15 protein-coding genes and 1 tRNA gene are annotated in these 21,598 nt (G+C 72.8%); 5 read left to right on the top strand and 11 right to left on the bottom strand.

Annotated features, from left to right (window positions below):
- Positions 1 to 8: 8 nt before the first annotated feature.
- Entirely contained in the window at positions 9 to 1,322 is a 1,314-nt protein-coding gene (locus LPT13_RS05555) for a glycosyltransferase family 2 protein (protein WP_242164432.1), read from the bottom strand.
- Positions 1,323 to 1,666: 344 nt separating this feature from the next.
- On the opposite strand from LPT13_RS05555, the gene LPT13_RS05550 reads away from it, so the two are divergent.
- The 4 genes from LPT13_RS05550 to LPT13_RS05535 all read left to right on the top strand — a co-directional run bounded on the left by LPT13_RS05550 (position 1,667) and on the right by LPT13_RS05535 (position 5,591).
- Positions 1,667 to 2,842: a DMT family transporter gene (locus LPT13_RS05550; protein ID WP_242164430.1), complete on the top strand. Its 1,176-nt coding sequence runs from the start codon at positions 1,667 to 1,669 to the stop codon at positions 2,840 to 2,842.
- 73 nt (positions 2,843 to 2,915) lie between these two features.
- Positions 2,916 to 2,990: transfer RNA gene (locus tag LPT13_RS05545), tRNA-Thr, on the top strand.
- 142 nt (positions 2,991 to 3,132) lie between these two features.
- The gene (locus LPT13_RS05540; protein ID WP_242164428.1) at positions 3,133 to 4,659 is read left to right on the top strand and encodes a putative DNA modification/repair radical SAM protein; all 1,527 of its coding nucleotides are present in this window, start codon (positions 3,133 to 3,135) and stop codon (positions 4,657 to 4,659) included.
- On the top strand, positions 4,656 to 5,591 hold the full coding sequence (locus LPT13_RS05535) for a TIGR03915 family putative DNA repair protein (RefSeq protein WP_242164426.1): 936 nt from the start codon (positions 4,656 to 4,658) through the stop codon (positions 5,589 to 5,591). Before LPT13_RS05540 ends, LPT13_RS05535 begins: the two co-directional genes overlap by 4 nt.
- Positions 5,592 to 6,471: 880 nt before the next feature.
- Here the strand turns inward: LPT13_RS05535 and LPT13_RS05530 are convergent.
- The 9 genes from LPT13_RS05530 to LPT13_RS05490 all read right to left on the bottom strand — a co-directional run bounded on the left by LPT13_RS05530 (position 6,472) and on the right by LPT13_RS05490 (position 16,691).
- The gene (locus tag LPT13_RS05530; RefSeq protein ID WP_242164424.1) at positions 6,472 to 7,470 is read right to left on the bottom strand and encodes a radical SAM protein; all 999 of its coding nucleotides are present in this window, start codon (positions 7,468 to 7,470) and stop codon (positions 6,472 to 6,474) included.
- Between the two features lie 134 nt (positions 7,471 to 7,604).
- Entirely contained in the window at positions 7,605 to 8,564 is a 960-nt protein-coding gene (locus LPT13_RS05525; protein ID WP_242164422.1) for an NAD(P)-binding domain-containing protein, read from the bottom strand.
- Between the two features lies 1 nt (position 8,565).
- A complete protein-coding gene (locus LPT13_RS05520; RefSeq protein ID WP_242164420.1) occupies positions 8,566 to 9,492 on the bottom strand; it encodes a DegV family protein in 927 nt (308 codons plus the stop codon).
- Between the two features lie 133 nt (positions 9,493 to 9,625).
- Positions 9,626 to 10,528 carry a DegV family protein gene (locus tag LPT13_RS05515; protein ID WP_242164418.1) on the bottom strand — a complete coding sequence of 301 codons (903 nt, stop codon included), beginning with the start codon at positions 10,526 to 10,528 and terminating at the stop codon, positions 9,626 to 9,628.
- 60 nt (positions 10,529 to 10,588) lie between these two features.
- Positions 10,589 to 12,043, bottom strand: a complete 1,455-nt coding sequence (locus tag LPT13_RS05510; RefSeq protein ID WP_242164416.1) for a nicotinate phosphoribosyltransferase — start codon at positions 12,041 to 12,043, stop codon at positions 10,589 to 10,591.
- The gene (locus LPT13_RS05505) at positions 12,040 to 13,599 is read right to left on the bottom strand and encodes a regulatory iron-sulfur-containing complex subunit RicT (protein WP_242164414.1); all 1,560 of its coding nucleotides are present in this window, start codon (positions 13,597 to 13,599) and stop codon (positions 12,040 to 12,042) included. Before LPT13_RS05505 ends, LPT13_RS05510 begins: the two co-directional genes overlap by 4 nt.
- Positions 13,565 to 14,734: a DNA polymerase III subunit gene (locus tag LPT13_RS05500; RefSeq protein ID WP_242164412.1), complete on the bottom strand. Its 1,170-nt coding sequence runs from the start codon at positions 14,732 to 14,734 to the stop codon at positions 13,565 to 13,567. The genes LPT13_RS05505 and LPT13_RS05500 overlap by 35 nt, the downstream gene beginning before the upstream one ends.
- Positions 14,727 to 15,515, bottom strand: a complete 789-nt coding sequence (gene tmk, locus LPT13_RS05495) for a dTMP kinase (protein WP_242164410.1) — start codon at positions 15,513 to 15,515, stop codon at positions 14,727 to 14,729. Before tmk ends, LPT13_RS05500 begins: the two co-directional genes overlap by 8 nt.
- A 9-nt stretch (positions 15,516 to 15,524) precedes the next feature.
- Entirely contained in the window at positions 15,525 to 16,691 is a 1,167-nt protein-coding gene (locus LPT13_RS05490) for an NAD(P)-dependent malic enzyme (protein ID WP_242164407.1), read from the bottom strand.
- 511 nt (positions 16,692 to 17,202) lie between these two features.
- Between LPT13_RS05490 and LPT13_RS05485 the strand changes: the two genes are divergently transcribed.
- Positions 17,203 to 18,735, top strand: coding sequence for a fumarate hydratase (locus LPT13_RS05485; RefSeq protein ID WP_242164405.1), 1,533 nt, complete (start codon positions 17,203 to 17,205; stop codon positions 18,733 to 18,735).
- 79 nt (positions 18,736 to 18,814) lie between these two features.
- Here LPT13_RS05485 and LPT13_RS05480 read toward each other — a convergent pair whose 3' ends face one another.
- On the bottom strand, positions 18,815 to 21,340 hold the full coding sequence (locus LPT13_RS05480) for a DNA topoisomerase I (protein WP_242164403.1): 2,526 nt from the start codon (positions 21,338 to 21,340) through the stop codon (positions 18,815 to 18,817).
- Between the last annotated feature and the right edge of the window lie 258 nt (positions 21,341 to 21,598).

The following is a 21,598-nucleotide window of genomic DNA, read 5'->3' as shown; positions in this document are numbered from 1 at the left end:
CCCTGCGCCTAGGCGCGCTCGCGGTCGGCGGCGTCGGAGAACTCGCTCACGTCCACCGAGATGGAGTGGCGGATGGGCTTCCAGCTGGCCTTCTTCACCAGAGCGATGAGCGCGATGGGGATGTAGGTGAGCATGAACAGCGGGAAGGTGAACATGTAGCGGATCTTCTTCGCCGTGGTCGAGTGGATGGAGTCCCACTCGACGAAGGTGGTGAGCACGCCGAAGACGAACATGAACATGAGGTAGTTGAACAGGCAGAAGAAGATAGACGACAGCGAGCTGGCCACCGTCTGGCCCACCGACATGACGCCCGAGAGCGCCAGCACGATGATGATGCTGTTGAACAGGATGGCGATGATCGACAGCAGCATGCCCGGCGCGATGGTCATGAGCATGTCGTAGCAGGCGAAGCGGTAGCCGCGCGGGTTCTTCGCGATGCCGCGCACGAGGCTGCCGGCATAGTGGGCGAAGACCTGGTAGAAGCCCTTGGCCCAGCGGAAGCGCTGGTTCCACGAGTCGCGGAAGGTGATGGGCTGCTCGTCGTAGAGGATGGCCGTGGGGCAGTAGGCGATGCGCGTGCCCGCGGCGATGGAGGACGCCGAGAACTCGATGTCCTCGGTCAGCAGGTGCCACTTCCAGCCGCCCGCCTCCTCGAGGATGTCGGCGGCGATGAAGAAGCCGGTGCCCGACACGGCGCAGGAGGTGTTGAGGGTGAGGCGCGCCTGGTTGAGGAACTTCGCCTCGCGCAGGAACCACACCGCGTAGCCGGCCGAGATCCAGTTGGAGCCGTAGTTCTTGGAGTTGCGGTAGGACGTGGAGGCCTTGGCGCCGGAGTCGAAGGTGGCGTTCATCTCGCGGAAGTAGTTGACGTCGAGCACGTTGTCGGCGTCGAAGACGAAGTAGGCCTCGTAGCCGCGCTCGCCGTACTGCTCGCGGATGGCCTTGAAGCCGTAGTCGAGCGCGTAGCCCTTCCCCACCAGCTTGTCGTTGGAGCGCGGGAAGACGATGGCGCCGGCGTCGCGTGCCACCTCGGCGGTGTCGTCGGTGCAGTTGTCGGCGATGACGAACACGTCGATGAGCTCGGCCGGGTAGTTCTGCACCTTGATGGAGTGGATGAGGTCGGCGATGACCGCGCTCTCGTTGCGGGCGGCCACCATGACGGCGTAGCGGTGGTTGCGCTGGGCGACGTGGCGCGGCGCCTTGCGGGTGAGCACCACCAGCACATAGAACAGCTGGTAGGTGTAGCAGATCGTGAAGGTGATGAAGACGCAGAAGTTGAACACCTCGACGAACGAGACCTGCGACATCAGCGAATCAAGCACGGCTCTTGCTCCTTCAGGGCCGCCGCGATCCCTCGCGGCGCGCCGGCCCGGGGCCGGCGGCGGGCGGTTTCGCGCGGACGGGCCGCGCACGCACAAACTTTTGACAGTATAGCCACTTCAGCGGGGCCGTTGGCCCCCTTTCGCCCAAAGTGACGTTTTTGTATGCCGCAGGGGCGAACCGCGGCCGTTTCGCCAAATGTTCTGCACATCGGCTCCACAAACGGACGACGGGCGCGGCCGCGAGAGGGCGCTCCCGGGCCGCCGAGGTGCGCAGCCTGTGGAATCGGCGCCGCGCGGCCGGCCGGGGGTTGCCTTCGGCGAGCGCTCCCCTTACCCTGCGCCCTATGGCTGACCTCACCTCGCATACCGACTCCCCCTCCCCGCGCACCGCCCGGGCCTTCGGGCTCCTGCTCGTGCTCGCCGCCGCCATCTGGGGCCTGGCCACCGTGGTCATCAAGGACACGGTGGGCGGGTTCCCGCCGCTGTGGCTCGTGGGCATCCGCTTCCTGTCCGCGGGCGCCCTCTTCTGCGTCCTGTTCGCCCCGCGCCTGGCGCGCCTGGCCCGCGAGGGGCGGCTCGGCGACCACCTGCGCGCGAGCCTGGTCCTCGGCGTCCTCATCGGCGCCGCCTACCTGCTGAACACCGGCGCGCTGACGGCCACCACGGCCGCCCGAAGCGCGTTCCTCACGGGCACCTACTGCGTGCTCGTGCCCTTCCAGGCGTGGCTCGTGATGCGCCGGCGGCCCACGGCGTTCAACGTGGGCGCCGGCCTGCTGTGCCTGGCGGGCATCGCGCTCGTGTCGCTGCCCGGGGGCGAAGGCGGGCTCGCCTTCGGCGCCGGGGAGGCGCTGACCCTCGCGTCCGCCGTGTTCCTGGGCTTCCACGTGACGGCCACCTCCCGCCTGGCCGGCGGCCGCGACATGCCCGTGCTCACGGCGCTCCAGTTCGTCGTGTGCGGCCTTCTGGGCGTGGCCCTCGGCGCGCTCTGCGAGCCGACGCCCACGATGGAGGTGCTGGCCGACCCGGCCGTCCTCGGCAACCTGGCCTACCTCGTCCTCCTCGCCACCTGCCTGGCCCTCCTGCTGCAGAACCTGGGGCTCGCGCGGGTGAGCCCGTCGACGGGCGCGCTGCTGCTCAGCCTCGAGTCGGTCTTCGGGGTGCTGTTCTCGGTGCTGCTGCTCGGCGAGGCGCTCACGGGCCCCATGGTGGCCGGCTTCGCGCTCATCTTCGCCGCCGTGCTGGTGAGCGAGTGGCTGCCCGGCGCCCTCGCCGCCGCGCGCGGGCGCCCCCAGGGCGCGCGCGATGGCGCGGGGGCCGACGCGGCGGGCTCGGCGGACGGCGGGGCAGCCGGCGGCGAAGCTCGAGGTACGGCACCCCGCGGCGGGGTGCGAGGCGCGGTGTCCCTCGGCGAGGCGGCGGCCTGCGGATCGCCGATCGCAGAGGGCGATGAGGGCGCGAGCGAGTCGGCCACCGCCCTCGCCCGCGCTCTGGACGCCGACGCCCTGGCCGGGGAGCGCTAGCCCGCGGCGCGCTTCCCTATCCGGCGGCGTTGGCGTACAATACCCGGATGCGGCGGCGCCGTGCCGCCCGCCCGCCGGTGTGGCTCAACGGTAGAGCAACTGATTTGTAATCAGTGGGTTGCGGGTTCGATTCCTGTCACCGGCTCCACGACTTCCCGAAGGCCGAGGCTCCGCGCCCGGCCTTCTCCCTTTCCTCTCCCTTCCCTCTTTTTTCCTTGACGGGCGAATATCTGTTCCCTATTATAGCAAACAGATATTCGTTAGTACAGATGTGCGTGAAGGGAGTTTCCGTGGACGTGGCGGAGAAGCTGGACATCCTCGCCGACGCGGCGAAGTACGACGTGGCCTGCACGTCGTCCGGCGTCAGCCGCGGGCCCCGGCGCGGCTCGCTCGGCAGCGCCTCCCAGGCGGGCATCTGCCACAGCTTCGCGGCCGACGGGCGCTGCATCACGCTGCTCAAGGTGCTCCTCACCAACGTCTGCGCCTACGACTGCGCCTACTGCGTGAACCGCGCGAGCAACGAGGAGGTGGCGCGCGCCGCGTTCCGCCCGCGGGAGCTGGCCGACCTCACCATCGGGTTCTACCGGCGCAACTACATCGAGGGGCTCTTCCTCAGCTCCGGCGTCATCCGCGACGCCGACTTCACGACCGAGCTCATGATCGAGACCCTCGAGATCCTGCGCGACGAGCACCGCTTCCGCGGCTACATCCACGCCAAGGCGGTGCCGGGCGCCTCGCCCGAGCTGCTCGACCGCCTCGGGCACCTGGCCGACCGCCTGTCGGTGAACCTCGAGCTGCCCTCGGCCGACAGCCTGCGCCTGCTCGCCCCCGACAAGTCGCGCGCGAGCATCCTGTCGCCCATGCGCCAGATCATGGCCTCCATGGCCGAGGACGCCGACACCCGCGCCCTCATGCGCAAGCGCACCACCTACCTCACGCCGACGGCCCCCAAGCGCAAGACGCGCGCCTTCGCGCCGGCGGGCCAGAGCACCCAGATGATCGTCGGCGCCACGCCGGAGAGCGACCACCACATCCTCAACCTGGCGGCCGCGCTCTACCAGTCGCTCGGCCTCAGGCGCGTGTTCTTCAGCGCCTACCTGCCCGTGAACGACGACGCCCGCCTCCCCTCCACCGACGCGGTGCAGCTCGACCGCGAGCACCGGCTCTACCAGGCCGACTGGCTCCTGCGCTTCTACGGCTTCAAGGTGGACGAGGTCATCGACGCCGACGCCCCCTTCCTCGACCCGCTCGTCGACCCCAAGGCCAACTGGGCCCTCAACCACCTGGAGCTCTTCCCCGTGGAGGTGAACACGGCTCCCTACGAGACGCTGCTGCGCGTGCCGGGCATCGGCGTGCGCGGGGCCAAGCTCATCCTGCGCGCCCGGCGCCACGCCACCCTGCGCGAGGATGCCCTGCGCAAGCTCGGCATCGCCTACAAGCGGGCGCGCTTCTTCGTCACCTGCGACGGGCGCTACGCCGGCTCGGGCGTCGCCTTCACGCGCGAGGCCCTCCGCGCCCAGCTCGTCTCCCCCATCGACGGCGGGCGCCACGGCCGGCGCGCCGACCGCGCGACGCCCGGCCAGCTGAGCCTCTTCGACGCCGTGGACACCCCCGAGAAGGCCGCCGTGCGCGGCGAGGGGCCCAAGGCGGCCCTCGCCGGCGCTCCCGCCGCCGGGGCGCGACTTTCGCGGGCGAGGGAGCGGCGCCCCGTCCCCACCCGCGCCGCCTCCGGAACGTCGGGCGCCGGCGCGGGCGCGATGGCGCGGCGGGCGCGGGCCGTCCCCGCCGACGCCACGCCGGAGATGATCTTCGCATGAGCCCGCGCGCGCAAGACGTCGCCGATACGGCCGCCACGGGGGCGGCGGAGCTCTACGACGAGCTGGCCTACGTGTTCGACGGGACCCTCGAGGGCCTCTTCTCGGCCGTGTTCGTCTCCTACGAGCGCCACGAAGATCCCGCCGACGTACTGCCCGAGGGCGGCCTCCAGGCACGTCTCGGCCAGCACCTCTCGCGCATCGACGCCGACCCGGAGAGGGCCGGGCGCGTGCGGGCGGGCTTCCGCGCGGCCTGCGGCGCCAAGGCGCTCGCCTACGCCGAGCGGGCGGCCCTCTCCGACGAGCCCGGGGCGCCGGCGGCCGTCTTCCGCTACATCCGCCACGGCATGGCCCTCAACGCCAGCCGCGGCTGCGCGCGCTGCCGACGCCGCCGCTCGTGCCCCGGCGCCTCCAACCCGCAGGGCCGACCCGGCCGCGCCCACTGCCCCAAGGTGCGCGGCGCCATGGCATCCGACCTCGCGCATCCCGTCATCGGCGCCGTCCACCGCCTGGCGCGCTCGGTCTTCGTCGAGCGGGAGCACCTGCTCCAGTTCATCCGCTTCGAGCAGCTCGAGGACGGCCTGTGGCTCGCGCGCTGCAGCCCCAAGGCGAACGCGGTGCCGCTCGTCATGGATCACTTCGCCGGGCGCCTCAACGACCAGCCCTTCGTCATCTACGACGAGGCCCACCGCCTCGCCGGCGTCTACGACGGCAGAAGCTGGGTGCTCGCCCCCGTCGACGGCCTCGCCGAGGACGCCCTGCCCGGCCGCACGGCCGAGGAGGCCGTCATGCAGCAGGCCTGGCGCCGCTTCTACCGCGCTGTGGCCGTCGAGTCGCGCTACAACCCCGAGCTGCGCCAGCGCCTCATGCCCCAGCGCTTCTGGCGCCACCTCACCGAGATGCAGGAGGATCTCCCCGCCCTCGCCACCCGCTAGCCTCCCGCGCCCTAGCCCCGCCAGCTCCCTCTGCCACATGGGACGCCCCGCAGCCCCAAGCGCCCGCCCTCGCCACCCGCTAGCTCCTCGTGCCCCGCTCTGCGACCCTCTTCCGCCATGCAGGGCGCCCCGCGGCCCCAAGTGCCCCTTGTTACCCTCCTCCAAAGCGCGAATCTCTGCAGAAATGTTTCACGTGAAACATTTGTTTAGGTTGTAGGCGACACGCCCCGACAGACGACGCGCCTCGCCAGACACGCCAAATACCAGGCTGACCAGCACCTCCACTCACGCGATTCCCACCAGCCCTTCCATTCGTGCGACTTCCACCAGCGCCCCCCGTCCGCGTGACCTCACCTGCTCCTCCGATCGCGCAGTCCCATCTGCGCTTCCGATCGCACGAACCCCAGCTCCGCTGGCGCGCCTCGCCGACACCCGCTGCCCGTCTTGCGGCGTGTGCCGCATTTACGGGCCGAGAATGTTTCACGTGAAACATTCGTTTGCTTCTGATGCACATTCAGCATGAGTTGAAAGACCGCGAGGCGTCTTCCTCGATCGCCAATCGCAGAAGGCGCCCGGGAAGGCCCGAATCCGGAAGAGAAGATGGAAGGGGAGCGGTAAATATGAGTTAATTACTAATAATTAAAGCCCGGCAATCGGAGAAGAGGCCTGCGGCGGGCTTAGGCGCCAGCGGGATTTGTCCGCCGCGGCGAACTAGGTTCCGGCAGGATTTGCCTGACGCGGCGAACTAGGTTCCGGCAGGATTGCCTGCCGCGGCGAGCCAGGCGTCGACTGAGCCACTTGCTGCAGCAAAGCCCAGGCGTCGACGGGGCTGCCCGGCGCGACAACCTAGGTGCCGGCTTGCCGGCCCGCCGCGGCGGACCTAGGCGTCGGCGGGATTGTCCGCTGGGGCGGGCGGGATTACACCGGTGAGGTCGAAGGCGGGGATGAAGCTCTCCTCGGCGGCGGCGCCCTGCTGCCAGTAGTAGTCCTCGACGCCGAGGTCGTCGGCGTAGTCGAGGAGGGCCTCGTAGTCGGCCTCCGGCACGGTATGGGCGAGCTCGGGGCAGCGCTCGAGGACGCGGCGCGCGCGGGCGTCGCCCGCCTCGGCGGCCGCGGCGAGCACGGGCGTGTACTGGCTCATGAGCGACAGGCGCACCGCGGGCCCGTAGCGCTCGTGGAGCAGGCGCACGACGGCGCGGGAGTCGTCGAGGCAGCCGGGCAGCAGGAGGTGGCGTACGATCACGCCACGCACCAGGCGCTCCTGGCCGCGGTGCTCGTCGAAGGCCGGCTCGCCCACCGCCTCCACCATGGCGTCGAGGGCGGCCAGGGCCACGGCCGGGTAGTCGGGCGCCGCCGAGTAGCGCGCGGCCAGCCCGGCGTCGGCGTACTTGAGGTCGGCCAGGTACACGTCCACCGTGCCGCGGTTGGCGCGCACGGCCTCGACGGTCTCGTAGCCGCTCGTGTTCCACACCACGGGAAGCGCCAGCCCCGCCTCGCGGGCCGCCGCGACGGCAGCGCGCGCCTGGGGCGCGTAGTGGGTGGCCGTCACCAGGTTGACGTTGAGGGCTCCCTGGGCCTCGAGCTCGCGCATCATCTCGGCGAGGCGCGCCACCGTGACGGGCGCGCCGGCCTGGCCGCGGGCGATGGGGCCGTTCTGGCAGTAGGAGCAGCCGAGGGGGCAGTGCGAGAAGAACACGGCGCCCGACCCGTCCTCGCCCGACAGCGGCGGCTCCTCCCAGAAGTGCAGGGCCGCGCGGGCGACCACCAGCCGGTCGTCGGCGCCGCACGCGCCCCGCTCCCCCGCCGCGCGGTTCGCCCCGCACCGCCGCGGGCACAGCTCGCAGGAGGACGGGAGGAGGTAGCTGTCGTCGGCGGTCATGGGAGGGGCTCCTTCGGAACGGGGAACGGAAACGCCGCGCCGGCAGCGCAGGCACGCGCCGCGAAGCGCATCCGGCGCGCCGCCGGAATGCCAACCGGCGCGCCGGACGTGACTGCGCCCCCGGCGGGTCGGGGCTAGTTCGAGCGGTAGTCGAAGCCGTCGTCCCAGTCGGAGGACCAGTCCTCGTCCTCGTCCTCGGGCGCGTCCCAGCCGTCGTCCTCGTCCTCGGCGTGGCCGTAGGCCTGCTCGGCGCGCGTCCAGTCGAGGCCGGCCTCGGCGCAGGCGGACTCCTCGCCGTAGACGAGCGAGAGCGCCGCGGGCGCCTTGTCGGCGCCGCCGATGACGGCAAGGAGCTCCAGCAGGTGCATGGCGGCCTCGGCCTGGGGCAGGATGAGCTCGGCGTCGTCGGCGGCCATGAGCGCGGCGGAGAGCTCGGCCATGAGCATCTCCACCGTGTAGGCGCCCTCGAAGCGGCCGGCACGGGCGGCCGCGATCACCGCGGCGCCCGCGCCGGACAGCGCGTCGGGACGCGCGTCGCCCAGGCCCGACCCGGCCGGCGAGCGGCGCACGGCGCGGTAGAGCGCGTCGGCCTCGATGGCGGCGATCACCTGGGCGGCCACCTGCAGGGTGAGCGCGGCGCGCGCCAGCTGGGCGGCGCCGGGCGTGCCCACCTCGTGGACGGCGCCGAAGAGCGCCCCGAGCACGCCGGCTGCCCGCGCCAGACCGTCGCCCTCCCCCGCCGCGAAGCAGCTCAGGTTGTCGCGGGCGAAGGAGTCGGGCCGCGCGAGGTCGTCCACCACCAGCGGCGCCTCCACCATCACCAGGTCGCTCACCGTCGCCACGGCGTTCAGCTCGCGGGCGAAGCCGGGGGTGGTGGCGCTCAGGTCGATGAGCAGGGTGCCAGGCGCGAGCGACTGGACGAAGCCGTCGTCGCCGAAGTAGAGGTCTTCCAGCTCGCGCTGGGTGGTGGCGAAGGTTATCACCACGTCGGCGGCGGCCTCGTCGGCCACCGGCGCGAGGCCGGCGCCGGCCAGGCGGTCGGCCACGGCGCCGATGAGGCGCTCGCTGCCGCGGAAGGCGTATCCGGTGGTCATGCTAGCTCACTCCCTTCACCTTGCGCGCGATGCGGTCGGCCACCGACAGCTCGTCGCGCTTGTCGCCGCCCCAGAACACGGCGGCCACCATCCCGGGGCCCACGTGGCTGCCGATGACAGGGCCGATGTTGCACTCCAGCACGAGGATGGAGTCGTTCTCCTTGAGCAGCAGGTCCTTCAGCCGCGCCGCGTCCTTGGGCGCGTCGGCGTGGCCCACCAGCACGCACTGGGCCGAGCCGGCCGGCGCGGCGTGCTTGGCGTAGAAGTCGACGAGGGCGCGCAGGCCCTTCTTGCGGCCGCGGGCCACGCCCGACAGCGACAGCGTCCCGTCGGCGGCGATGACGAGCAGCGGCTTCACGTCGAGGGCCGCCCCGGCCACGGCCACCGAGCCGGGGATGCGCCCGCCGCGGCGCAGCGCGTCGAGGTCCTCCACCATGAACTTCTCGTTCACGAAGTAGCGGGCCTCCTCGGCCCAGCGCACCATCTCCTCGGCGGTGAGCCCCTTGGCGCGCTGCTCGAGCGCCTCGTAGACGAGCAGCCCCTCGGCGATGGAGGCCAGGTGCGTGTCGACCACGTAGAGCTCGGCGTCCGGGTGCGCGGCGGCCACCTGGTCGCGCACGAGCACGGCCGCGTCGTAGCTGCCCGACAGCCCGCTCGAGAAGCACAGGTACACGGTGGGGACGCCCGAGGCGGCCGCGGCCTCGAAGGCCTCGGTGAGCGCGGGGATGGACACCTGGGACGTGGAGGGCTCGGCCCCCTCGCGCATGGCGCCGTAGAAGTCGGCGGCCGTGCGGGTGCGGAACAGGTCGTCGTCGAGCGGCTCGCCGTCCATGATGTAGGGGAACTTGAGCAGGTAGACCCCGTCGCGGTCCACCAGCTCGGGGGGCAGATCGCAGCAGGAGTCGATGATGAGGTTGCACTTGGGCATCGGGTGGTCGGCCTCTCTTCTCGGGCGGGCGCGGGTGGCGCCCGACGGGGTGGCGCCGCCCGGGCGCGGGGCCGGGCGGCGAAAAGGGCGGGGAAGGCGGCGCGCGGGCGGGCCGGGCGCGGGCCCCAGGCGGCTACAGGGCGAGCTCGCGCTCGGCGGCCGGGCCGGTGATCTTACCGGCGATGGTCTCCAGGCACTCGTAGGCGACGCCGACGGCCGGCCCCACGTGCAGGCCGATGACCGGGCTCACGGGCAGCACGTCCACCGCGCGCCCGACCAGAGGCTCGATCACGTCGCGGGCCCACTGGACGGCCGGCGCCTTGTCGCCGATGTAGTGCACGACGACGCGCTTGAGGCCGTGGGCCTCGATGTCGTCCCGCATCGTCTCGACGATGCGGGCGAGCGCCTTCTTGCGCGTGCGCACCTTGGCCAGCGTGTCGGCCCGCCCGTCGATGACGGTGAGCACGGGCGCCAGCTGGATGAGGTTGCCCAGGAGCGCCGCCGCGCCGCCGATGCGCCCGCCCTTCTTCAGGAAGGTGAGCGTCTCGGGCGTGAACAGAAAGCGCGTGGACTCGATGCCGCGATGCACCGCCGCCGCGCAGGCGGCCAGGTCGTCGCCGGCGTCGCGGGCGTCCACGGCGTCGAAGACGGGCCACGCCTCGTCGTAGCCGCAGGACGTGGAGTCGATGAGGACGCAGCGGAAGCCCAGGTTGCGGGCCTTCACCGCGCGGGCGGCCCGCACGGCGCCGTCGAAGGTGCCGGAGAGCCCCGTCGAGATGAACACGCCGAGCACCTCGTCGCCGGCGAGCGCCGCCTCCTCGAAGGCCGCCTCGAGCACGGCCTGGGAGGGCTGGCTCGACGTGGGGATGTCGTCGACCATGGCGTGGATGTCGGCGTAGAACGCGTCGAGGTCCATGGAGGCGTCGGCGTACTCGGTGCCCTCGCGGTTGACGTAGAGGGTGATGACCTCCACGTCCAGGCGGGCGGCCACGTCCGCCGGGATGGAGGAAACCGAGTCGGTGATGATCCTGATCATTGTCGTCCTCTCAGGCGCTGCGCCCGCGCGGGCGCGCTTGCGGTATCCGGCGATTATAGGCTACACGATGCCGCGCAGCGACGCGACAAGTTCGCGACGGCGCTCAAACAATCCGTATTCGAGCCCCACGGGGTAGGTGTGGGGGTTGAGCATGCGCTTCTGCGTCTCGTCGAGGGTGGCCAGCCCCGCCCGGGCGCGCTCGCGCGCGGCCATGGCCGAGCGGTCCTCGGGCGCGAGCACCGCGCGCCCGCCCCGGGCCAGCGGCGCGAGCAGCGTCTCGTAGCGCTTGCCGGCCAGCCGCTTCTGGCGCAGGTCGTCCACCGGGTCGACGATCACCTCGCGCCCGTCGACGGGCCGCGTCACGTCGAAGACCATGTCGCCGGCGATGCGCCCGTCGTCGTGGTAGTAGCGGCGCACGTCGAGCACGCCGGGGGTGGTGAGCTTGGCGGCCGACTCCGATATCTTGAGGCGGTTCGTCCACTCCTCGGCCCCCGGCTCGCGCACGGCGGCCAGCTTGTAGACGCCGCCCAGGGTGGGCTGGTCGAAGGCGCAGGCGAGCTTGGTGCCCACGCCCCAGGACGTGACCGGCGTCCCCTCGTCGAGGATCGACTTGATGGTGTGCTCGTCCAGGTCGTTGGACAGCACGATGCCGCAGTCCTCGAGCCCCGCCTCGTCGAGCATGCGCCGCGCCATGCGGGCCAGCCACGACAGGTCGCCCGAGTCGATGCGGATGCCGGCGAGCCGCTCGCCGCGCTCGCGCATCTCCAGCCCCACGGTGATGGCGTTGCGGATGCCCTGCTCCACGTCGTAGGAGTCGACGAGCAGCACGCAGTTCTTGGGGAAGATGCGCGCGTACTCGCGGAAGGCGGTCAGCTCGTCGTCGAAGGACATCACCCAGGAGTGCGCGTGGGTGCCCGACACGGGGATGTCGAAGAGCTTGCCGGCCAGCACGTCGGAGGTCGAGGCGCAGCCGCCCACCACCGCCGCGCGGCTCGCCCACACCCCGCCGAGGCCCTGGGCCCGGCGCAGGCCGAACTCGGCCACGGGCGCGTCCCCGGCGGCCAGGCACACCCGGGCCGCCTTGGTGGCGATGAGCGTCTGGAAGTTCACGCAGTTGAGCAGCGCCGTCTCGAGCAGCTGGCATTCCATGATGGGGCCGGTGACGCGCACGAGCGGCTCGTGGGGGAACACGACGGTGCCCTCGCGCACCGCGTCGATGTCGCAGGTCAGGCGGAAGTCGGCCAGGTAGGCCAGGAAGTCCTCGGAGAACAGCGGCCCGCCGCCGGGCGCCGAGAGCCCGGCCAGGTAGGCCACGTCATCGTCGGCGAACCGGTAGGACTCGACCATCTCGGCCAGCTGGGCCATGCCGCAGGCCACCGCGAAGCCCCCCTTGAAGGGGTAGTCGCGGAAGTACATCGAGAAGCAGGCCTCCTCGCGGCCCTTGCCCGCGTCCCAGTAGCCCTGGGCCATGGTGATCTGGTAGAGGTCGGTCAGAAGCGCGTAGTCGACCCTCATTCGGCGCCTCCCCTCGCCTCGGCGCCCGCCTCGGGCGCACCGCCGGAGCGGTGGCTGCGCCGCCGGCGGCGCCGGGCGCCGTCGCCCTCGGGCACGCCGCCGGAGCGCCCCTGGTCGCGCGCGGGGCGCTCGCCGCCGCGCTGGCCGGGCTTGTCGCCGCGCTCGCCGCGCAGGCCCGAGGAGCGCTGGCCGGGCCGCGGGCCCGCGCCCTTGGCGCCGGATGGCGCCTGGCCCTCCTTGGCCCGGCCGCCTGCGGCGCCCTTGCCGCCCTTGGCCGCGCGCTCGCCGCGGCCGGAGCGGCCCTCGGCGGCGCCGGCCTGGCGCTGCGCGGCGTCGCCGCCGTGGCTGCGGTTGCGGCTCTTGCGCTTGGGGTCGGCCGCCGAGGCGCCCTTGGCGGGCGCGCCGCCGGCCTCGGGCGCGCCGCCCTCGCCCACCTTGGTGCGCCGGCGCCGCGGCTTGCGCGCCTCGTCGGCGCCGCCCCGGGGCTCCTCGCCCCGGCCGCGGCCCTTGCCGCGCCCGCCGCGCGAGCCGCCCGAGCCCGCGCCTCCGCCCGAGCCCGCGCCGCGCCGGCCGTCGCCCTGGGCCCTCTTGCCGCCGGGGGTGCGGCGCACCTTGCCCGCCTCGGCCAGCTTGTCCGCCCCGGTGAACTGCGAGGTGAGGAACGCCACCGCGTCGCCCTTGGCCACCTCGACGGCGCCCTTGGCCTCCTCCCAGCCCTCCTCGGTCACCACGCTGGGGCGGGCGCCCTCCTTGGGGGCCTCGAAGGCGGAGAGCGGCACCTTGACCGGCTTCTCGCCCTCTATCCGGATCGACACCATCTCGCGCGGCACGTCGAGCTCGCACACCTTCCCCGGCCCCTCCGGGGTCTGGACGGTGGCGTTGGCCTTGGGCGCGCGCGACTTGAAGTCCTTGTAGGCGTCGTACTCGTAGCGCAAGCAGCACATGAGGCGCCCGCACAGCCCCGATATCTTCTGGGGGTTGAGCGAGAGGTCCTGCTCCTTGGCCATGCGGATGGACACGGGGCAGAACTCGCCGCCCATGCGCTTGCAGCACAGCTCCTGGCCGCAGTGGCCCAGGCCGCCCACGATGCGCGCCTCGTCGCGCACGCCGATCTGGCGCATGTCGATGCGCACGTGGAAGTGGGCCGCCAGCTTGCGCACCAGGTCGCGGAAGTCGACGCGCTCCTCGGCCTCGAAGTAGAAGACCGCCTTGTCGCCGTCGAAGAGGAACTCCACCGACACGGGGTGCATGTCGGCGTGGGCCTCGGCGGCCATGGCCTTGAACTCGGGCAGGGCCTCGCGGCTTCGGCGCTCGAGGTCCTCGGCGCGCTCGACGTCCTCGGGCGTGGCCAGACGCTTCACCGGCTTGAGCGGCGTCTTGAGCGCCTTGACCTCGCGCTCGTCCACCTCGATCACGTCGCTGGCGGCGCGGCCGAACTCGATGCCGCGGGCCGTGGTCACCACCACGGGGTCTCCCTTGGATATCTCCAGGTCGCGCGGGTCGAACCAGAGGGTGCGCGGGTTAAAGGCTATGTTGATGGGTGCTACCCGAACCATTGAGGGCCTCTCTTATCTCGAATAGGAGCACGTCGATGCACGTCTCCGGGGACACATTATACGCAAGGGCCTCCTCGCAGCGGTCGACCGCCGCGAGCGCCCGGGCCAGCGACGCCTCATCGGCGAGCGCGGCGGCGTCGGCCACCGCGGCGCGGGCGTCGACGTTGATGACGAGCTCCGGCGCCCCGGCGCTCGTGGCCAGGACGTCGCGCAGCCACGAGGCCGTGATGGCCGTGAGCTGGCGCAGGCACTCGGCCGACTTCGCCGTGATCTGGCGCTTGTTGCGCGCCTCGATCTGGCGGATGGCCGACTTCGCCAGGAAGTCGGCGTTCTCGGCCAGCTCGGCCTCCTGCCCCTCGCGCACCACGTCGAGCGGCAGCTTGGAGGCGGTCACCATCTCGGCGGCGTAGCCGATCACGTCCCAGTCGTCGGCGCGGCGCAGCGAGGCGAGCACCTCGAGCACGCGCGAGCGGAAGCGCAGCCGCTCGTTGCCGGGGGCGCGGAGGAACTCGCAGGCGCGCGTGATGGACCCGCCGCAGGCCTCGATGGCGGCGCGGGAGGTCTCGAGCGACGCGCCGGTGTTCTGGCGCACGATGCCGGCCGCCTCCGAGGCGGGGATGTGCCGGAAGGGCACCACCTGGCAGCGGGACACGATGGTGGGCAGCACCGACTCGCGGGTGCGCCCGAGCAGGATGATGACCACGTCGGCCGGCGGCTCCTCGAGGGTCTTGAGGAAGGCGTTGGCCGCCGCGGTGCCCAAAAGGTCGGCCCGGTCGATGATGTAGACCTTGCGCGCGCCCTGGATGGGGGCGAGCGCCGTGTCGGCCACCAGCTCGCGGATCTGCTCGACCAGGTAGCCCGCGGCGCCCTCTGGCGCGAAGTAGCGCACGTCGGGGTGCTTGCGGCGCATGACGCGGTCGCACGCCGTGCAGTCGCCGCAGCGGCCGCCGCGCGGGCCGCGCGGGCCCTTGGGGCACAGGACGGCCTGGGCGAGCGCGTAGGCGGCGAGCGTCTTGTTCGAGCCGGCGGGGCCGGCGAACAGGTAGGCGTGGCTCACGCGCCCGGAGGCGACGGAGGCGCGCAGGAACTCGCGCACCTTGGGCTGGCCGAGGATGTTCTCGAACGCGTCAGGCACGGGCGGCCCCCTCGGCGGGCGCGGCGGGGCCGGCGGGGCGGTCGAGCCACGCCGCCAGCGCGCGCTTGTCGTCGAGCACCGAGAAGTAGGACCCGTCCGCGCGCGCGACGTCGGCCATCCAGGGGAACAGGTCGGACAGGCTCGCGAAGACCTGGGCGGCGGTGGCCGAGCGCGCACCGGAGGAGTCCACCACGCGCACGCGGCCCGGCTCGCGGCGGGCCAGCTCGAGGAAGGCCTCGTTCACCCGCGCGTGGAAGGCGTCGCCCGCCCGCTCGAGGCGGTCGCCGGCGGTGCCGTGGGTGGCGCGCCCAAGCGTCGAGCGGCCGTCGCCGGCCGTGAGCACGAGGGTGCGGTCGGGCGCGATGCCGCCGGTCGCGAAGGCGTTGGCGGCGTCCACGAAGGCGGCGTCGAGCCCGCGGCCGGCCACCTGGTAGGCCACGGTGGAGTCGGAGAAGCGGTCGCACAGCACCACGGCGCCGCGCTCGAGGGCGGGCCGGATGACCTCGGCGACGAGCTGGGCGCGGGCGGCCTCGTAGATGAGCAGCTCGGCGGTGTCGGCCAGGCCCTCGTTGGCCGGGTCGAGCACGAGCGCGCGCAGGGACTCCCCCACCGCCGTGCCGCCGGGCTCGCGCAGGGACACGACCTCGCGCCCCGCGTCGGCGAGCGCCCGGGCGAGGAAGCGGATGTGGGTGGACTTGCCCGCCCCGTCGCCGCCCTCGAAGGTGACGAGGACGCCGCGCGGGGCCCCCGCGGCACCTTCCCGGTCGCGTCCGCGCGCCATGGCCGCCCCCTAGCGGCCGCGGGCGGCCAGGGCGCGCTCGCGCACGGCGCCGGCCACCGCGTCGGCGACGCGGGGGTCGAAGGGGTCGGGCATGACGCGGTCCTCGGAGAGCTCCTCGTCGGAGACGAGCGCGGCGAGGGCCTCGGCCGCGGCGAGCTTCATCTCCTCGGTAATGCGCTCGGCGCGCGCCTCGAGCGCACCCCTGAAGATGCCGGGGAAGGCGATGACGTTGTTCACCTGGTTCGGGAAGTCCGACCGGCCGGTGCCCACCACGCGGGCGCCGGCGGCCCGGGCCTCGTCCGGGAAGATCTCAGGGGTGGGGTTGGCCATGGCGAAGACGATGGGGTCGGGCGCCATGGAGGCCACCATGGCGGCGCTGATGACGCCGGGGGCCGACACGCCGATGACCACGTCGGCGCCGGCCATGGCGTCGGCCAGCGTGCCCTGGGCGTCCTCGAGGTTGGTCACGGCCAGCATCGCGCGCTGGGCGTCGTTCATCCCCTCGTAGGCCGAGCTCAGGATGCCGCGCACGTCGCAGAGGGCGACGTGGGAGAACCCGTAGGACACGAGCAGCTTGGCGATGGCGATGCCCGCCGAGCCGGCGCCGTTGACGACCACCCGGCACGTGGCGGCGTCCCGGCCGGTCAGGCGCAGGGCGTTGATGACGCCGGAGAGCACCACGATGGCGGTGCCGTGCTGGTCGTCGTGGAAGACGGGGATGTCGAGGGCGTCGTTCAGGCGCTCCTCGATCTCGAAGCAGCGCGGGGCAGCGATGTCCTCGAGGTTGATGCCGCCGAAGGCCGGGGCCAGGCGGATGCAGGTCTCGACGATCTCGTCGACGTCCTGGGTGTCGAGGCACAGCGGGAACGCGTCCACGCCGCCGAACGCCTTGAACAGGGCCGCCTTGCCCTCCATGACCGGCAGCGCGGCCAAAGGCCCGATGTTGCCCAAGCCGAGCACGGCGCTGCCGTCGGTGACGACGGCCACGGTGCTGCGCTTGAGGGTGTAGTCGTAGGCGCGCTCGGGATCGGCCGCGATGGCGCGGCAGGGCTCGGCCACCCCCGGCGTGTAGGCGATGGCCAGGTCGTGGCCGTCGGCGATGGCCATCTTCGGCGTAACCTCTATCTTGCCCCCCCACTCGCCGTGCCTGGCGAGCGACTCCTCGGCGATGCCCATGGCGTCCGCATCCTCCCTTGATCGTGTCCGTAACCTGCCCATTGTACCCCAAGCGCGCCGGCGCGGCGGGCCCCCACGCAAGCTACACCGTTCGCCCCGCCGGGCGGCCCGCGGGGCCGGGCGCGGCTCCCCCGGGCCGGCGCGGGCGCGCCGCCCTGACAACGGCCGCCCGGCTCCCCTAAGATGCGCCGTGGGGATACCGCCCGGCCATCCGGACGGACATTGTTTGCAAAAAGAGGAGCCTCGTGGGCGAGGCTTCCCGGCGCCGTGCGCCGGCGTGAAGGCAGACGATGTTCGGAAGGCAGTGAGACCAGTGACCGGCGAGCCCCGCACCCCCTACCCCCACCCAACCGCATACGACCCCGTGGCCTACGACCCGCTCGGCGACGTCGAGCTCGGGCTGTGCGCCTGTCAACGCCCCGCGGGCGCAGCGCGCCGCTTCCGCGCGCCTGGCCGCCCGCCGGGGCGGCGGAGCGCTACACTGGGGCCACCACGAGCGAAGGGAGCACCTATGGAGCCTGAGGAGAGGGCCGCCGCGCGCGGCCTCACGCGCGAGTCCGTCGCCCGGGCGGCCTACGACGCCATCCGGGAATGCGCCGTGACGCTGCGCCCCGACGTGCGCGACGCCGTCGCCCGGGCGCGGGACGCGGCCGAGCCGGGCAGCCGGGCGGCCGGCGTGCTCGGGCGCATCCTGGCCAACGCCGACGTGGCCGCTGCCGACGGCGTGCCACTGTGCCAGGACACCGGCAGCACCTGGGTGTGCCTGGAGGTCGGCGAGGAGCTCTCCGTCCCCGGCGACGTGCTCGCCGGCGTGGACGACGCGGTGGCCCGCGCCTACCGCGACGGGGCCCTGCGCATGTCGCTTCTGCGCGACGCCCTGCTCGACCGGGCGAACACCGGCGACAACACCCCCGCCTTCTCCGAGCTGCGCCTTGTCCCCGGCCGGGGGGCGACCCTGCACGTGATGCTCAAGGGCGGCGGGTCGGACAACGCCTCCCGTGTGGTGATGCTGGCGCCCGGCGAGGGCGTGGAGGGCGTGCGCCGCGTCGTGCTCGACTGCGTGCGCGAGAAGGCCGCCAACGCCTGCCCGCCGCTCATCGTGGGCGTGGGCGTGGGCGGCACCTTCGACCGCGTGGCGTCCCTCGCCAAGCACGCGCTGCTGCGGCCCGTGGGCGCGCCCGCGGCCTCGCCCGAGACGGCGGCGCTGGAGGCCGGGCTGCTCGACGCGGTGAACGCGCTCGGCATCGGGCCGGCGGCCCTCGGCGGCGCGGCGACCGCGCTCGCCGTGCACCTGGAGACGGCGCCCTGCCACATCGCCGCCCTGCCCGTGGCCGTCAACATGGGCTGCTGCGCGATGCGCTCGAAGTCGGTGGAGCTGGTGCCCCGGGGCGAGGACGGCGACGCGGACGGCGCGGCGGCGCGATCCGCGGGCGGCGCGGACGGCGCGGCGGCGGACAACTCGGCGCCCGAGGCCACCGGCGGCGAGCCCGACCGCGGCCCTGTCCGCCTCATGCTGCCGCTCTCCCGCGAGGATGCGGCCCGGCTCGAGGCGGGCGACGAGGTGCTGCTCACCGGCCCGGTCTACACCATGCGCGACGCCGGCCACGCCCGCGCGCTGGCCGCCCTCGACGAGGCGGGCGCGCTGCCCTTCGGCCTCGAGGGCGCCACGCTCTTCTACGCCGGCCCCACGCCGGCTGCCGCGGGGCGGCCCCTCGGCTCGGTCGGTCCCACCACCGCCAGCCGCATGGACTTCGCCACGCCGCGCCTCCTCGAGGCGGGCATCGTCGCCGCCATCGGCAAGGGCAAGCGCTCGCCCGAGGTCGTCGAGGCCTGCCGCGCCACCGGCGGCGTCTACCTGTGCGCCGTGGGCGGCATCGCGGCGCTCCTGGCCAAGGCCGTCGCCTCAAGCGAGGTCGTCGCCTGGGACGACCTGGGAACCGAGGCCCTGCGCCGCCTCGAGCTGGTCGACTTCCCCGCCTACGTGGCCGTCGACGCCCGCGGCCGCGACCTCTACCGCGAGGTCGAATCCGCCGCAACCGCCTAGTCCGCGCCCCGCGAACGCAGAGGGGGGCCGCCCGCATCGTGCGGACGGCCCCCCTCGCCGCGTCCCGTCGAGCGACGCCCTACCTCTTGGACGCCTTCTTGGCCGCGGGCTTGCGCTTGGCGCCGCCCTTGCGCGCGCCGGCCTTCTTCTCCTCCTCCTGCTCCTTGGCGGGGCAGTCGAAGTTGGGGCAGAGCTTCCAGGGGCCGCGGGCCGTCGTCACGATGACCATCGGCGCCCCGCAGGCCTCGCACACCTCGTCGGTGGCCGTGAGCGCGCCGTACTGCGGCAGCGGGTAGCGCGTGCCGCACTCGTCGAAGTTCTCGCAGGTCACCGACCGCTTGAGCGTGCGCGGGTTGCGCCGGGCCACCAGCTTGGACTCCTTGCCGGCCGCCTTGCACACCGGGCACTCGCCCACCACCACGTCGGGCTCCTGGTTGGTGGCGCAGGCGGGGTCGATGCACACGGTGCGCGGCTTGGCCCTGAAGGCGGTCACCTTCACCTGGGGCATGCCGCAGGTGGGGCACGGCTCGGGCACCGACTCGATCTTGCCCTTGGGCAGCGGGTAGGTCACGTCGCAGTCGGGCCAGCCGGCGCAGCCGATGAACATCGACTTGGTCTTCTGCGACGCGCGAATCTGCAGGTCCTTGCCGCACTTGGGGCACTTCCCCACGTAGGCGTCGGCGGCCACGGCGTCGGCCAGGGCCTCCTTCACGTCCTCGGAGTGGGGCAGAAGCTCGCCGAGCTCCTGGGACAGGAGGTTGCGCGAGGTGCCGACCACCGCCTCGCGGGTGGTGGCGCCGGCGGCGATGTCGTCCATCTTCTGCTCGAGATCGGCCGTCATGTCCGGATGCGTGATATGCGGCGCGAACTTGTCGAGCGCGTCCACCACGGCCATGCCCAGCTGGCTCGGCTCGATGGGGTCGTTCTGGATGTACTTCACCTGGTAGAGGCGCTCGATGATGGCGTGGCGCGTCGACTTGGTGCCCAGGCCCAGCTTCTCCATCTCCTGGATGAGCTTACCCTGGCTGTAGCGAGCGGGCGGCTCGGTCTGCTTCTTGGCGCAGGTGGCGCCGTTGAAGGCGATGGTCGCGCCCTCGGCCAGCGCCGGCAGCGTCTCGTCCTTCTTGAGCCCGTAGGGGTAGATGGCGCGGAAGCCCGGCACCGCCAGCACGTCGCCCTTGGCGACGAAGGGCTCGCCGGCCACGTCGAGGGACACCTTGGTGCCCTCCACCACCGCCGGGTCGGACAGCGTCGCCAGGAAGCGCCGCGCCACCAGGTTGTAGAGCTTGTACTCGGCGGGCGGCAGGTCGTCCGGCGTCGCCTTGGCCGTGGGGTAGATGGGCGGGTGGTCGGTGGTCTCCTTCTTGCCGCGGGTGGCCGTGAGCGCGCCCTTGGCCAAAAGCTCCTTGCAGTAGGGCGCGTAGGCGGGGTTGTCGGCGATGGTGCGCACCACCTCGGCCAGGTCGAGCGAGGAGGGGTAGACCGTGTTGTCGACGCGCGGGTAGGAGATGTAGCCGTCCATGTAGAGCGACTCGGCCAGGCGCATGGTGCGCGCCGGCGAGAGCCCCTCGGACGAGGCGGCGGCCAGGAGCGACGTGGTGTTGAAGGGCACCGGCGCGGCCACCGTGCGGCGCTTGGTCTCGACCGCGGCCACCCGCGCGCTCGCGGCGCCGGCGACGGCGGCCATGGCGGCGTCAGCCGCGGCGGCGGACTTGAAGCGGGCGGTGGCATGGCCCGCCTCGAAGGCGCCGGGGCCCTCGCCGGCGGTGGGGCCGGCCGTCGCGTCGGCGTCGAAGGCGCCGCGGATCACCCAGTAGTCCTCGGGCACGAAGGCCATGCGCTCGCGCTCGCGGGCCACGATGAGGGCCAGCGTCGGCGTCTGCACGCGGCCCGACGAGCGCACGTTGCCGTAGCCGGCGAACTTCACGAGCGTCAGGTAGCGGGTGAGCACCGCGCCCCAGATGAGGTCGATGTCCTGACGGGAGGCGCCGGCCTGGGCCAGGTCCTCGTCCATGGCCACCAGGTTCGAGAACGCGCCCTGGATCTCGGCCTTGGTGAAGGCGGAGTAGCGCGCGCGGGACACGGGCGCCGTGGGGTTCACCTCGCGGCAGCACGCCAGCGCGTCGGCGCCGATGAGCTCGCCCTCGCGGTCGAAGTCGGTGGCGATGACGATGGAGTCGGCCTTCTTCGCCAGGTTCTTCAGGCTGCGGATGATGTCCTTTTCCTTGGGGAGCTTCTCGATGGGCGCGTAGACCAGGTAGGGCAGCGCCTCCATCTTCCAGGACTTGAGCTCCACCCCGTCCTCGGTGAACGGCTTCTTCTTCTTGAAGGGGGGCCGGGCCAGCGTGGCGGGGATGTCGGCGGGGACGGCCTCGCCCTCGGCGGTGACGCCCTGCCAGCCGCCGCGCTTCTTGTAGACGAGCTGCGGCGCGAAGTCGGGCTCGAGGATGTGGCCGCGCAGGCCGATGGTCACCCACTCCTCGCCGTCCACGTCGAACCGGTAGACCGGCGTGGAGAACACCTTGTCGGCCTTGGGCTTGGTCGCGCCCAGCAGATCGGCGATCTTCTGGGCGGCGTCGTTCTTCTCGGTAACCACCAGCTTCATGGGGTTGCCTCCTGTCCTTGCGGCCCGCGGGGCGGGCCCTCTCGTTCACACGGTTGCCCCACTTCATTTATTAACGTGTGCGGGGATGGGGCGCCGGGAGGCGCCCGTGCGGGCCCGGCGCGAGGCAGGGCGCGGCGAGGGATAGAATACACGATTTTGGGTGGCGGGGCGCAAAAGCACAAAACGCGCGGGCGCGGGGCGGCGGAGAACTCGCATTCCGGGCTCCCGGCTGCAAATCCGCGCGGTTATGCACTCGAG

Origin of the sequence: Adlercreutzia faecimuris (assembly GCF_022669055.1) — a bacterium.
Lineage (GTDB): Bacteria > Actinomycetota > Coriobacteriia > Coriobacteriales > Eggerthellaceae > Enterorhabdus > Enterorhabdus faecimuris.
This window is presented reverse-complemented; position numbering and strand designations above follow the sequence as displayed.

Coding starts and splice junctions, on each gene's coding strand:
- LPT13_RS05550 (WP_242164430.1), top strand. CDS start 1,667: ATGGCTGACCTCACCTCGCATACCGACTCCCCCTCCCCGCGCACCGCC.
- LPT13_RS05535 (WP_242164426.1), top strand. CDS start 4,656: ATGAGCCCGCGCGCGCAAGACGTCGCCGATACGGCCGCCACGGGGGCG.
- LPT13_RS05530 (WP_242164424.1), bottom strand. CDS start 7,470: ATGACCGCCGACGACAGCTACCTCCTCCCGTCCTCCTGCGAGCTGTGC.
- LPT13_RS05525 (WP_242164422.1), bottom strand. CDS start 8,564: ATGACCACCGGATACGCCTTCCGCGGCAGCGAGCGCCTCATCGGCGCC.
- LPT13_RS05520 (WP_242164420.1), bottom strand. CDS start 9,492: ATGCCCAAGTGCAACCTCATCATCGACTCCTGCTGCGATCTGCCCCCC.
- LPT13_RS05515 (WP_242164418.1), bottom strand. CDS start 10,528: ATGATCAGGATCATCACCGACTCGGTTTCCTCCATCCCGGCGGACGTG.
- LPT13_RS05510 (WP_242164416.1), bottom strand. CDS start 12,043: ATGAGGGTCGACTACGCGCTTCTGACCGACCTCTACCAGATCACCATG.
- LPT13_RS05505 (WP_242164414.1), bottom strand. CDS start 13,599: ATGGTTCGGGTAGCACCCATCAACATAGCCTTTAACCCGCGCACCCTC.
- tmk (WP_242164410.1), bottom strand. CDS start 15,515: ATGGCGCGCGGACGCGACCGGGAAGGTGCCGCGGGGGCCCCGCGCGGC.
- LPT13_RS05490 (WP_242164407.1), bottom strand. CDS start 16,691: ATGGGCATCGCCGAGGAGTCGCTCGCCAGGCACGGCGAGTGGGGGGGC.
- LPT13_RS05485 (WP_242164405.1), top strand. CDS start 17,203: ATGGAGCCTGAGGAGAGGGCCGCCGCGCGCGGCCTCACGCGCGAGTCC.
- LPT13_RS05480 (WP_242164403.1), bottom strand. CDS start 21,340: ATGAAGCTGGTGGTTACCGAGAAGAACGACGCCGCCCAGAAGATCGCC.